Consider the following 13635-nt stretch of genomic DNA (forward strand, 5'->3'; position numbering starts at 1 on the left):
ACGTCCTTATACTCAATCGTTTCTTTACTCTGCGTGTGTCACTAGCCAGCAGTTATGGATGTGTTTGTTTCGAGAAAAATCCAAAGGCAGAGTTTGCGATGAAATATTCTGAGCTTTTAGTCCTAGCTCAGCCAACCCTTCTTCATCCATCTTAAAGTGACGTTTATTGTTCGAGAACACAATCGTACCGCCTGCTCGTAACAAACGTTTCAAGTTCGTCATTAGCTTGATATGGTCACGTTGCACGTCGAATGACGTTTCCATACGTTTTGAGTTTGAAAACGTCGGTGGATCAATAAAGATAAGGTCGTATTCGCCTTTTGCATTTTCAAGCCACTGCAGACAATCAGCTTGCTCAAAGCGATGTTGGCGTCCAATACAACCATTCAACTGCATATTGTCTTTTGCCCAGTTCAGGTAAGTGTTTGACATGTCTACTGTCGTTGTTGAACGAGCTCCGCCAACTGCCGCGTGTACTGTTGCACTACCTGTGTAAGCAAATAGGTTCAAGAAATCTTTGCCTTGAGCCATTTCGCCTAAGCGACGACGTGTGATCTTATGATCTAGGAATAGTCCCGTATCAAGATAGTCGTGCAAATTCACGATCAGCTTCACGCCGTACTCGTTCACCTCTAACGTTTCAGATACCTGACCCAACTTTTGATATTGGCTGCGACCTTTCTGCTTTTCACGAACTTTAAGGACAACTTTGTTCGCTTCTACGCCTGTCACTTGAATCGTTGCGCGAATGATATCCGTCAAACGGCGTTTCGCTTTCTCTTCAGGGATGTTTTTAGGTGCTGCGTATTCTTGAATCACGATTTGATCGCCATATACGTCAATCGCTACGTTATATTCAGGAAGATCTGCGTCATAGATGCGGTAGCAATCTAATTTCTCTTTACGAGCCCATTTGCCAATTTTGCCAATGTTTTTCTTCAAACGGTTTGAAAAATCAGGAGCGATTTGAGTATTGGTATCTGCACCTTTTACTTCATCGGCACTACGTTCTGCGATGCTGTAGTTTTTTTGGTGACACGGTAACGCACCATTGTTTAATTTGAATTGCTTATCTGCACGCATGCGAAGACAGCTCAGCAACTCATCTGAACTAGAGAAAATAGACGCTTTGCAGCCACCAAATTCTGCTTTCAATTGGCCACCAAACGCGGTGTAAAGCGCAATCAGACCTGGCTCTGTACCCAAACGTTCGCCGTAAGGTGGGTTAGATACAATCACACCATTTTCAAAACCTGCAGGTCGCGTAATAGTTGCCGCATCGCCTTGAGCAAACTCAATCAGTTCCTCAACCCCTGCTCTGCGAGCGTTCTCTTGTGCAACTTTGAGCACTTTAGGGTCGTTATCGAAGCCAAAAAACTTAGCGTCAACTTTCTTGACACCGCGTCTAGCCTGAACGTTTGCTTCTGATTTGATTTCAGCCCATGTATCTGGCTCAAAGTCTTCAAGTGATTCAAAGCACCATTGCTTTCGTTTTACACCAGGAGCCATATTTGCAGCCATCATTGCCGCTTCAATCAGTAACGTACCAGAACCACACATTGGATCGAGAAGTGGCTGATGACCGTCCCAACCACAACGCATAATGATCGCCGCTGCTAATGTTTCGCGAAGTGGTGCTCGGCCAGATTCCGGACGGTAGCCACGTTGATGAAGGCCACTGCCTACCATATCAACACCTAAGATAGCTTTATCTTTGTGAAGGCGAACATGAACGCGAATATCAGGACGTTCTTTGCTGATGTTTGGTCGAGGTAAACCTTTCTTCTCAAAGCAATCAACGATGCCATCTTTTACTTTCATCGCGCCGTACTGACTGTTGCGGATCTCGCGGTTGGTACCGTTAAAGTCCACAACGAAACGCTTAGAACTGTGGAATTGATTCACCCAGTTAATTGACGAAGTCGATAGGTATAGAGCCATGTCGTCGTTACAAGTGAATTCAGATAAAACACGTACAAATCGTGATGCCAAGCGGCTCCACAAACAACAACGATAGATTTGCTCATTCGTGGCTTTAAATTTTACGCCCGCCTGTACTGGTTTCGCGTTTTCAATGCCTAGTTTAGTCAGTTCTTCAACAAGCAGGTTTTCCATGCCGTTTGAAGTTACCGCGAGATATTGATTCATAGTGTTCTTTCGTTAATAAAAAATGGCCTTAATTATACCTGACTTTACGATCAATGCCTCGTTTTTAAAGGCGTTTTTAGTTTCACCAGAGCAAACAATCACCAATCACTTGATCTGAAACTTCCTACATTTCGAGCTGAGCATTTCTTTTCCCATTCTTTTAGCTAACCAAAAACCTTACCTTAAAGAAGAAGTGAATACTTATTTACCTTAAAATTGGTATATACCAATAGTAAAATTATGTTGTAATTTACTTACCAATTGCATGTATTGGGGAAGAAATGGGGGAATGTTAGGCGATAAGTTGCCTAATATTAGTGATCGCTAAGATTAAAAAAGTGGAATAAAAGTGACCAGCTTCATAGTTATGTGCTTAACAACGCAGTGATTTCAGCCGATTAATAAAGGTATTTGAAAGGAGAAGGATAAAAAAAATCGACCTGAGGCGGTCGATTAAGGCAAACAAAGGAACGAAATAAAGAAAACTTAAAGAGGTTTAACCCACCATAGCCATTGGAGCCATGACAAATAAATGATTCGCACAAACCATTCTGTCGTGCATAACTTTTATTGGTTGTCCAAACTGCAGCGTTTTATGGCCATCCAGAATGAACTCTTCTTGACCGACATACGCGCATAAGCTTGAAGCTTCGCCAGGTTCTAAAACGATGAAAACCCCTTCAGAATAGCGGTTAGATAGAAATACCATGTCCCCTTCTTCTGGTTCGTGCCCTGTTGATTGAGCATCGAAGAACCAACTCTTAGGCTGGACTGGTTTATGGAAGCGTTTCGCAGCTACACAGTAAAGTGTTAGCTCGGCCTGACGGTACTCATTGATATCGAGACAGCGAATGCGTTCATTAAACGTTTGAAACGCACTAGCATCGTCGACTGTAAATTCGTTTTTTGAGAAGGCACAGTTGACCAACAGCTTACGGGATAGATTGGTTTGGAAAATCATTTCCTCCCCCAGATCCAGCATTAAGCAAGCTTTGTGCTCGTCAAAATACCAATTCCATTTGTCGCTGGGTTTAAGCATTATTCCGTTCTCTCTTGACTAGTGAATCAATGGTAAAGAGGTAAGACGCTTAATTACCTACTCATGATTTTCTAAATTTTACAAACGAACGGACAAAAAAAAAGAGGAAACGAGTTCCTCTTTTTTCTGAAACAAGCGTTGAATTCTCAGCGATTTATTTGATGAGTGCTACAGATTTTTAACAATATCGCGTACTAGGCCAGGACCATGGAAGATAAAGCCAGTATAAACTTGTACGAGTTGAGCGCCTGCCATCATTTTCTCTTTTGCAGCAACATAAGAGTCAATGCCGCCAACACCAATGATAGGAAGTTTGTCACCCAATGCTTCGTGCAATTTGCGAACAACTTCTGTTGAACGAGATTGCACCGGACGACCGCTTAAACCACCTGCTTCATTTGCGTGTTTCATACCTTCAACTACTGTTCGATCCAGTGTAGTGTTTGTTGCAATAACACCATCGATATTGTTTTTCAGTAGTGATTCACAAATCTGAGTGATTTCATCATCGCTCAAATCAGGGGCAATCTTAAGTGCTAGTGGAACGTACTTGCCGTGTTTTTCTGCAAGCTCTGATTGTTTCGCTTTAAGCTCTGATAGTAACTCGTCGAGTGCTTCACCGTATTGTAGAGAGCGAAGCCCCGGAGTGTTTGGAGAAGAAATGTTTACAGCGATGTAACCAGCATATTCGTACACTTTCTCCATACAAATCAAGTAGTCCTCTGCCCCGTTCTCGATTGGTGTATCTTTGTTTTTACCAATGTTGATACCAAGAACACAGTTGAACTTTGCTTTTTTCACATTCTCAACCAGATGATCCACACCTAAGTTGTTAAAGCCCATTCGGTTGATGATGCCTTCTGCTTCAACCAAACGGAACAAACGCGGTTTGTCATTACCTGGCTGAGGACGAGGAGTCACTGTGCCAACTTCAACAAAGCCAAATCCCATCGCATCGAATGCTTCAATACATTCCCCGTTTTTATCTAAACCAGCAGCAAGACCCACTGGGTTACGGAATGTTAACCCCATGCATTCTACTGGACGGTTAGGTAATTGTTGACGATAGAAAAGATCGAGTGGTGTGCCGTTAAAGCGTTGGAAGTTCTTGATTGCAAGATCATGTGCCTTTTCGGCATCAAGTTGGAAAAAGCCAGTTCTGGCTAGACGGTAAAGCATTGTGCCTCCGAAAGAAAAAAGCCCCGTGTAAACGGGTCAATATTATTTACTGTTTTTTATTGTAATTCAATGAAAATGAACGAATTAAGTAAAATTGCATCTTGAGTTAGAAGTTTTTTCATAAAAACAAAGAATTAGCGATTTTTTGCGGCATTGAAATATCCAGTTTCTAATAGGAAAGCAATCGATTTCAGCAGAAGTTAAGTTTTAAAATTCAGTTACGATGTCACGTTTGTGGCCGAAATTGGTGATTGCGGATACAAAAAAGCCTCGCATTTACGAGGCTTTTTCTAATAAGTTAACTCACCTACTCGTTTGAAGAGCAATTCAAATTAAGCAGTACCAGTTCACGAAGAGCTACCGAGAATTTGGCAAATTCATGTACAGAACCGACTTTGAACTCATTAAGGATGCTTTCCCAACGATGAAGTGATTGTTCGTTTGCTTCCATCCACTCTTCAAGCGCTTGCATTACATCAAGATCTTCGTTTGCACACGCACAGTTGAGAACTTGCGCTGTCAACTGACGTTGTTGCCAATCTAGGTCTTCACGGAATGCTGCGCGAGCTAGAGCTTGCCAGTTGTTGTCGACAGCTTGGCTATTGATTTGTTTCAAGAACCAGTGCAACGACAAGCGATCGCCAAGGTTGAAGTATAGCTTCGATGCTTGTTCAACCGTTTTGCCGGTTTCACTTGCAACCGATGAAATATCCAGTGCCGATTGAAGGCTCGATAGACGTGCTACTTGATGGGCAAGTTTTTCTTCTACCCCACGTTCCATCCATGTTTGAGCCAACTCATTGTGCTCTTCCACTTCAGATTCAACCAGCATGCTATCAAGAGTTTCAGCAATGACATTCACATCTTGTTTGTAGATTGCAATCAACTCACCAACGGTAGATTTACCGCTGCGATTACGCAGTAACCAACGAGCAATACGACGTAGTGCGCGACGTACGTAGAACATGATCTCGTACTGTGCATCTGCCGTTGCAACGTTGTCTAACGCGCGAGTTTGCTTAAGAATTTCAGCAAGATCAAATATTTCACGAGCTGCACTGTAAGCATTTGCAATATCAACAACACCTGCGCCCGTCTCTTCTTGAAGACGAGTGACGAAGTTACAGCCCATTTCGTTAACCATTTGGTTTGCTAGCGCCGTCGCGATAATTTCTGCACGTAGCGGATGGTTAACCATTTGATCTTTATAGTTACGGCGTAACTCACTTGGGAAGTACTCAACCAGCTGTTTCGCATGGAATTCATCATTTGCAATGTCATCCGTCACGAGTTGCTGTTTCAGAACCATTTTGCCGTAAGCGACAAGTACCGATAGCTCAGGACGAGTAAGACCTAGGCCCTGCTTTTCGCGTTCCAGCAGCGTTTCATCATCAGGAATGTACTCAAGAGCACGGTCCAAGTACCCTGCTTTTTCCATTGTGTGGATGAAACGAATCTGTTCTTTAACGATGCCAACGCCTTGTTGCTCTGTCACTGAAATGGACTCAGATTGACGGTATGCGTCATCCAGAACGATTTCACCGACCTCTTCTTCCATAGATTCAAGAATTTGGTTACGTTGTTTAACGGTAAGATCGCCATTTGAAACCAGTCCGTTCAAGAAGATCTTAATGTTTACTTCGTTATCCGAGCAGTCTACACCGCCCACGTTGTCAACAAAGTCGGTGTTAACTCGACCACCGTTTAGCGCATACTCGATACGACCAAGTTGAGTCATACCTAAGTTACCACCTTCACCAACCACTTTTGCACGCAGCTCACGACCATCAACACGAAGCTGGTCATTTGCTCGGTCGCCAACGTCTGTATGCGTTTCAGTCGAAGCTTTAACGTAAGTACCGATACCACCGTTCCAAAGTAGATCCACTTTCATTTTTAGGATCATCTTAATCAGATCGTTTGGTGCTACGGATGCCTTCTTGGTGCCCAACATTTTTTGGATTTCAGGCGTTAGTTGGATCGATTTTGCACGACGTGAGAACACGCCACCACCTTGCGAGATCAACTCGGCGTTGTAATCTTCCCAACTTGATCTTGGAAGATTAAACAAGCGGTTACGCTCTTCCCAGCTGGTGGCTGAATCTGGGTTTGGATCAATAAAGATGTGCATGTGGTTAAACGCAGCTTGTAAACGAATGTGCTTAGATAGCAGCATACCGTTACCAAACACATCACCAGCCATATCGCCTACACCGATTGCGGTAAAGTCAGTCGTTTGACAGTTGATGCCCATTTCACGGAAATGACGTTTAACTGATTCCCAACCACCTTTTGCAGTGATACCCATTGCTTTGTGGTCGTAACCGTTTGAACCACCTGAAGCAAACGCATCGCCAAGCCAGAAGTTGTATTCTGCTGAGACTGAGTTCGCCAAGTCAGAGAATGTCGCCGTGCCTTTGTCGGCAGCAACCACTAGGTATGGGTCATCTTCATCGTGACGAATTACGTTTTGTGGTGGAATCACCTCGCCTTCAATGATGTTGTCAGAAACATCAAGCAATGCGCGAATGAACTGTTTATAGCAGCGTTGACCTTCTGAAAAGATTTCATCACGAGTGGTCAGAGACGGCTGACGCTTACAAACGAAACCACCTTTCGCCCCAACTGGAACAATAACTGTGTTCTTAACTTGCTGAGCTTTTACAAGACCAAGAATTTCTGTACGGAAATCTTCTTGGCGATCTGACCAACGTAAGCCACCACGTGCAACTTTACCGCCACGAAGGTGAACACCCTCAATGTCTGGCGCATAGACGAAGATCTCAAAAGCAGGAACTGGCTGAGGAATCTCTGGGATTTCGCTTGGTTTCATCTTCAAAGATAGCCAAGGCTTCGACTGCTTGTTTTCGTCCAACTGGTAGTAGTTAGTACGCAGCGTTGCCATGATCATATCCATGTAACGACGAATAATACGATCATCATCTAGGCTTTCTACACGATCCAGTTGTTCAGTCAGCTTCTTAATCAGATCACTTTGGCCTTTTTCGCTGCCTTTATGTTTTGGATCGAAACGTTTAGCAAATAGGTTAACCAAGCCGGTAGCTAAATCAGGGTAATGGCTTAGTGTATCTTCAATGTATTGTTGGCTGAATGGGAAACCAACTTGACGCATGTAGCGCGCGTAAGAACGTAGAATCGAGATTTCACGACCAGATAACGAAGCACCCAGTACCAAACGGTTGAAACCATCACTTTCTAGATCCCCTGCCCAAATCGCTGCAAATGCTTGTTGGAAACGATCACGAGCTTCGCGAAGATCAACGGTTTTTTCGCTCTTATGCAGCATTGAGAAATCTAGGATCCAGAATGTCTGGCCATTGTTTTTCTCGATCTCGTAAGGAGATTCACCAATCACGCGTAGACCCAAGTTTTCCAACATTGGCATTACGTCTGATAGATGGATTGGCTCGTCACGATGGTAAAGTTTTAAGCGAACCGCTTTCGAATCCGTTGCAACTTCCTGCGGACGGTAGAAAAGCATGCCAAGTTTGTTGTCGTCACTCAGTGCTTCAAGGCGCTCAATGTCTGCCACTGCAGAACCAGGCATCATGTCTTCTTTGTATGAACGAGGGAACGCGCTCATGTACTCTTTCGATAGTGGTAGACCTTTGCTTTCACCAAAGTTAGCAATGATCGACTCTTTTAATCTGTCGTCCCAAGAGGTAGAAACTTCCATTAAATTCTGCTCGATTTTTTTCACGTCTACATCAATGTTGTTATTGTCTACACGAACAATGTAATGCGTTCTTGCCAATGGGCTTTCAGAGAAGAACGTCGTAAATTCAACTTCTTGTTCACAGCCAAAATACTGCTTAAGAATGCGTTGAGTTTGGCGGCGAAGTTCTGTGTTGTAACGGTCTTTCGTTACGTACACCATGCAGCTGAAGAAACGACCGAACGGGTCTTTGCGTACGAACAAACGTAGTAAGTCACGGTCTTGCATTTGTACTACGCCCATGCCGACTTCAAGCAAATCTTCTTCGTTCGCTTGTAGCAGTTCATCACGTGGGTAGTTTTCAAGAATATTATGCAGCGCTTTGTAGGAGTATGAGCCGCGGCGGTAACCACTTGCTTCTAAGATACGATCTACTTTTTCTCGAATTAAAGGAATGCTGTGAACAGCTTGGTTGTATACCGCGGATGTGTACAAACCAGTGAAGCGGTGCTCGCCAATTACTTTGCCATTTTCATCGAACTTTTTGATGCCGATGTAGTCAGTGTAAGCAGGACGGTGAATACGAGACGCTTGATTGCCTTTCGTAATGATCAAAGCGTAAGGTTTTTTCGCTTCTAGTCTTGCAGAATCAGACAATTCAGACAACTTAACGCTGCGAATGCGCTTTTCATCAGCAAACAGACCTAGGCCTTTTTCTTTTGCTGGTCTCAGTTCCGTATCACCGTTTATTTCCGCTAAGTCATAATCTTTGTAACCCATAAAGGTAAAGTTATGATCACCAAGCCAACGTAAAAATGCGATGGTTTCATCCAAACGATCGGTTTTCATCGAAACACGATCTTTGTTTTTTTCAAGATCATCTGTAACGATCTTGAGTTTGTCGACCATTGGCTGCCAGTCATTAACGACTAAGCGTGTATCAGACAGGATGTTCAATAACTCTTCTTTAAGAGCTTGCATCTCTTCTTTACTTGTTAGGCGGTCAACTTCGATGTGGAATAGTGATTGAAGAACACCCCCCTCACCGTTCACTTCTGTTACTTGACCTTTTTTATCACGCTCTAGCTGAGTTGGATTATTGAGCATTAAATGGCAAACAAGATCTAAGCGCGCTAGCGCCATCTTTATTGAATCCACTAAGAATGGACTATCTGGAACAACAACTTCTACGATTGTGTGTGTGGATTGCCAGCCTTGACGACTTACGGTCGGGTTAAACACGCGGACCGAGATATCCTCTGGTTTTTTTTCGTTTATGTGGTGCCAGAGGCTGACAACAGCACCATAGAGGTCGGATTCGTTTCGCTGAATCAAGTCATCATCAGCAATGTTACTAAATAAGTGTTGAGCAAGTTTGGTTACAAGCGTTTGGTGAGAAAGCTCGAGTTTGTCTTGAATCAGTTGGTAAACCTTTTCAAGCAGAACCGGCACTACATTTTCACGCGCGGTCATATTCACACTCCACATTAGAATTGTTGTTTTGTAGGGGGACTTAGTAACAGGGTTGTTACCCTAGAAACTAAGCATAGGTAATGCATGCACTCATTGTAAAAGCATAATTACAAATGTTTAACAACTATTCGCTGTGGTAGGAGGTGAAATGTCTGATTCTGTGACTAAGATTCCTATTTAACTCTCTGCAAATACAAAGCATCACAGAGTTTCTAACTTTAGAAACTTGTTATTTTGGTCAGTTGTTAGCCTAAATCGCCCTCTCACTCCTAATTGGCTAAGAAATGGTCTAAATTTTCCTGCAGGAAGTTGTAACCTTAAGCCGTTGTTTGTTATGACTTGAACGGAACTTGCGGCTCCCGAGTAATGGGACAGAAATGTTTGATAAGGAATATTCAGCGTAAAGTAATAGTGCTTCATGAACTAGAAACGTTGTAGTAGATACAATTAGGGTGGTCATTGCGACCACCCTATTATTTTGGCGACTATTCGTCTAGTGCTTTAGTCACTTTTTCAAACAGGTCTTTGGCTAGGTTGTCCATTGCTTTTAGTTTTTCAAGTTCTGCACGAATCATCGCTTGGCGAGCTTCATCGTATTTACGGCACTTCAGCAGAGGATCAATCATGCGAGATGCAACTTGAGGGTTGGAGTCGTTCAACTGACGAAGAATGTCACCGGCAAATTGGTAACCAGACCCCGATTTGTCGTGGAAACGAACTGGGTTTGCAGCCAAGAACGAGCCAATTAAGCTGCGCGTGCGGTTCGGGTTCTTCAAGCTGAACGCTTCGTGATTCATGGTTGCTTTCACTTTTTCAAGTGCATCTTCTGCTGGGTTAGTCCCCTGCAGTGCAAACCATTTATCCATAACTAAACCGTCATGTTTCCACTTATCGCTGTAATCAGCCATCAGCTCTTCACGACATTCCAGTTGAGCACTATTCGCTGCACTCATAGCTGCAATGGTATCGGTCATGTTATTGGCAGCTTCATACTGCGCTTTAACTAACGTGTTACCTTTGTCTGTATGAGCTAAGAACTGAAGACATTGATTACGCAACGCACGTTTGCCGATTGCTGCATGGTCGATGGTGTATTCGGCTTGTTTTAGCGTGTGGTAAGTGGCACTTAGTTCATCTTCCAATGCGGCAGAAAGTGACACTGTAATGCTATTTAAAACCGCATCAACTGCATCTACATCAATCTGTTTGTACCAGCCTGTGATTTCATTGATAGATGGCAATGAGAAGACTTGAGCGATAAATGCAGGCTCTAAGTTTTCATCCAATAATACGCCGCGGAATGCATCGATAAGATCTTCTGAAAGTTGAACCTCACTGCCCGTTTGGACATTGTTGACATTTTGTCGAATGTACTTCGCTAATAGCATTTGGCTTGCATCCCAACGAGCAAAATCGTTGGTTGCGTGCTTCATTAGGAAGATCAGTTCAGCGTCGCTGTAATCGTATTCCAATTTAACTGGCGCAGAGAACTCGCGTAACAATGAAGGCACTGGTTGCTCTGCGACATTCTCGAACACAAATGTTTGTTTATCTTGCTTGATGTCCAAAACATTGTGAACTGATTCTCCGTTAATGATCAGTGGGATAACCTGACCTTTCGAATCATAAAGCTCGATATCGAATGGAATGTGCAGTGCTTGTTTTTCTGCTTGGTCTTGCGTTGCTTCAGTAAATTGCTCAACTGTTAGCGCGTAAGTTTTGGCTTCAGCGTTGTATTCGCTGTTTACACGAAGTGTTGGCGTACCAGATTGGCTATACCATAGACGGAATTGCTTAAGGTCAACGCCCGTTGCATCTTCCATTGCAGAAACGAAGTCTTCACATGTTGCCGCTGTACCGTCGTGACGCTCAAAGTAAAGCTTCATACCTTTTTGGAAGCCTTCCTCGCCAAGCAAAGTGTGGTACATACGAATCACTTCACTGCCCTTTTCATAAACGGTCAGCGTATAAAAGTTATTCATTTCAATAACTTTGTCAGGACGAATTGGGTGTGACATTGGGCTTGCATCTTCAGCAAACTGAGGGCCACGAATAATGCGCACATTGTCGATTCGATTTACCGCACGTGAACCTAAGTCAGAAGAAAACTCTTGATCACGGAACACCGTCAAACCTTCTTTTAGGCTCAGCTGGAACCAATCGCGGCAAGTCACGCGGTTGCCTGTCCAGTTATGGAAGTATTCATGGCCAATCACAGCTTCAATACCCAAGTAATCTCGGTCTGTCGCCGTTTGGTCATTCGCCAGAACAAACTTAGAGTTAAAGATATTTAGGCCTTTGTTTTCCATTGCGCCCATGTTGAAGAAATCAACCGCCACGATCATGTAAATATCGAGGTCGTATTCTAGACCAAAGCGTTCTTCGTCCCACTTCATTGAGTTGATTAGCGATGTCATCGCGTGACCCGCTCGGTCTAAGTTGCCTTTATCGACAAAGATTTCTAGGTCAACGTTGCGACCAGACATTGTGGTGTATTTATCGCGAAGCACATCAAAGTCACCAGCGACAAGCGCAAATAGATAAGCTGGTTTTGGATGTGGATCTTGCCATTGCACCCAATGACGACCGTTCTCTGCTTCGCCTTGTGCAATACGGTTACCATTGCTGAGCAAGTATGGATATGTTGCTTTATCTGCAATGACTTTGGTTGTGTATTTTGCCAGTACGTCTGGGCGATCTAAGTAATACGTGATGCGGCGGAAGCCTTCTGCTTCACACTGTGTACAGAATGCACCACCAGATTTGTACAGACCTTCAAGTGCGGTATTGGCTTCAGGATCAATTTTAGTGATGATTTCAAGTTCGAACTCAGCAGGTAAGTCAGACAGTACTAGGGACGCCTCTTTTACTTCATGATGCGCCCAATCTTCGCCGTTCACCTTAACTGAACGAAGCTCTAACCCTTCACCATCCAGTTCTAGAGTCGTTGATTCACCCTTTTGAACTACTTTTGATAGTGCAGTAACGATGGTGTCGTTGTCGTAAAGATCAAACGTAAGATCAATCTCAGTAATTGTGTGGGATGGCGCTTGATAATCTTTACGATATTTCGCCTGGGGAGCTTGAGACATGTCCATAAATCCTTGTATGTCGAACTACAAAAATACCAGTTTACAGGTCTCAAACCCTTTAACTGGTATCACGATATAAGCTATTTGTATGGGTTGTGGTATCAGAATACAAGTCTTTCTATAAAAAAACGGAGCTTTTTGATGGTTAGCTCCGCTTTCTGATTAACATTTACTCAACATTAGAAGTTTACCGTATGAATACTCATTTATAGAATCAACAATATGAATGACTCATTGTGTGACTCGGTTGAGTACGGCATACATATCACCACTACTATCTTGGATGGTGAGTTCATTTTCTTTAAGTTTGTACGTTGTGCCCTGCTCGCCGTTTTCATACAAAAGAACTAAATACTCGTCTTCAGTGTAAAACACGCCTTGTTTAACGGACTCTTCACCTGCTTCGTTTGAGACACGGAACAAGAACACGAAGTCAGGCTGCAAAATCAGATCCATGTGGTTAATGTTATTTGCCATCAATCCATCGCCAGAGACATGAGAGCTTGACCAGATGCCGGCTAGAGCGTTCGATAGCCCTTTAGTAAAAGTGACACCGTTTAAATCCAAGGTATTGTGATTGTTTCGGTAAGCGTAAATTTGGGGCTCATCGGTATTCAATCCAAGAACAATTGTGTCTTCATTGGCGTTATACATACCTTCCCAATGATCGACAGAATAATCTTTTTTCTGAATATCAATGGAGAATGTGTAATCAGAGCCTAAAGAAAGTTTGATCGCTCGGAAGTTTTCAGCCGATTCGTCGGGCCTCGGATTCATTAAATACCAATCCCCAATCAGAAACGGCGTATCAAAGTGACTAAGATCGTCTTCCTTTGTGTTTTCTCCAGCGAACACGCTTAAGCAGAAAAAGCTAAGCAAAATAAAGAACCATTTCATATCGGCATCCTTATCGTTTTCTTTTAGCTTAGGCATTGGTGCTCTATTTCGCGAAATATTTGATCTATATCACGTAAATTATTGCAGTAAAATAAGCGCACAACCGACTTTGTGCCGTCAACTTTACAGGT

At 43.3% G+C, this 13635-nt stretch carries 7 protein-coding genes; all 7 read right to left on the bottom strand.

The genetic code is table 11. The annotated features are described in order from the left end of the window. Positions 1-24 precede the first annotated feature (24 nt). The 7 genes from rlmKL to ACF8OV_RS14935 all read right to left on the bottom strand — a co-directional run bounded on the left by rlmKL (position 25) and on the right by ACF8OV_RS14935 (position 13504). Positions 25-2148, bottom strand: a complete 2124-nt coding sequence (rlmKL, locus tag ACF8OV_RS14905) for a bifunctional 23S rRNA (guanine(2069)-N(7))-methyltransferase RlmK/23S rRNA (guanine(2445)-N(2))-methyltransferase RlmL (protein WP_203505043.1) — start codon at positions 2146-2148, stop codon at positions 25-27. A 496-nt stretch (positions 2149-2644) separates the two neighbouring features. Next, on the bottom strand, positions 2645-3187 hold the full coding sequence (locus ACF8OV_RS14910; RefSeq protein WP_005494967.1) for a cell division protein ZapC: 543 nt from the start codon (positions 3185-3187) through the stop codon (positions 2645-2647). Between the two features lie 168 nt (positions 3188-3355). Beyond that, positions 3356-4366, bottom strand: a complete 1011-nt coding sequence (gene pyrD / locus ACF8OV_RS14915; RefSeq protein ID WP_203505045.1) for a quinone-dependent dihydroorotate dehydrogenase — start codon at positions 4364-4366, stop codon at positions 3356-3358. 307 nt (positions 4367-4673) lie between these two features. Further along, the gene (locus ACF8OV_RS14920; RefSeq protein WP_203505047.1) at positions 4674-9515 is read right to left on the bottom strand and encodes an NAD-glutamate dehydrogenase; all 4842 of its coding nucleotides are present in this window, start codon (positions 9513-9515) and stop codon (positions 4674-4676) included. A gap of 201 nt (positions 9516-9716) precedes the next feature. Further along, a complete protein-coding gene (locus ACF8OV_RS14925; RefSeq protein WP_079857903.1) occupies positions 9717-9935 on the bottom strand; it encodes a DUF2835 domain-containing protein in 219 nt (72 codons plus the stop codon). Between the two features lie 65 nt (positions 9936-10000). Then, positions 10001-12607: an aminopeptidase N gene (gene pepN, locus ACF8OV_RS14930; protein ID WP_323231115.1), complete on the bottom strand. Its 2607-nt coding sequence runs from the start codon at positions 12605-12607 to the stop codon at positions 10001-10003. A 231-nt stretch (positions 12608-12838) separates the two neighbouring features. Continuing rightward, on the bottom strand, positions 12839-13504 hold the full coding sequence (locus ACF8OV_RS14935; RefSeq protein ID WP_021453961.1) for a hypothetical protein: 666 nt from the start codon (positions 13502-13504) through the stop codon (positions 12839-12841). Positions 13505-13635 lie beyond the last annotated feature (131 nt).

Source organism: Vibrio sp. GLN_1, from assembly GCF_043106015.1.
GTDB lineage: Bacteria > Pseudomonadota > Gammaproteobacteria > Enterobacterales > Vibrionaceae > Vibrio > Vibrio parahaemolyticus.

Coding starts and splice junctions, on each gene's coding strand:
- ACF8OV_RS14920 (WP_203505047.1), bottom strand. CDS start 9,515: ATGACCGCGCGTGAAAATGTAGTGCCGGTTCTGCTTGAAAAGGTTTAC.
- ACF8OV_RS14925 (WP_079857903.1), bottom strand. CDS start 9,935: ATGAAGCACTATTACTTTACGCTGAATATTCCTTATCAAACATTTCTG.
- ACF8OV_RS14910 (WP_005494967.1), bottom strand. CDS start 3,187: ATGCTTAAACCCAGCGACAAATGGAATTGGTATTTTGACGAGCACAAA.
- pepN (WP_323231115.1), bottom strand. CDS start 12,607: ATGTCTCAAGCTCCCCAGGCGAAATATCGTAAAGATTATCAAGCGCCA.
- rlmKL (WP_203505043.1), bottom strand. CDS start 2,148: ATGAATCAATATCTCGCGGTAACTTCAAACGGCATGGAAAACCTGCTT.
- pyrD (WP_203505045.1), bottom strand. CDS start 4,366: ATGCTTTACCGTCTAGCCAGAACTGGCTTTTTCCAACTTGATGCCGAA.
- ACF8OV_RS14935 (WP_021453961.1), bottom strand. CDS start 13,504: ATGAAATGGTTCTTTATTTTGCTTAGCTTTTTCTGCTTAAGCGTGTTC.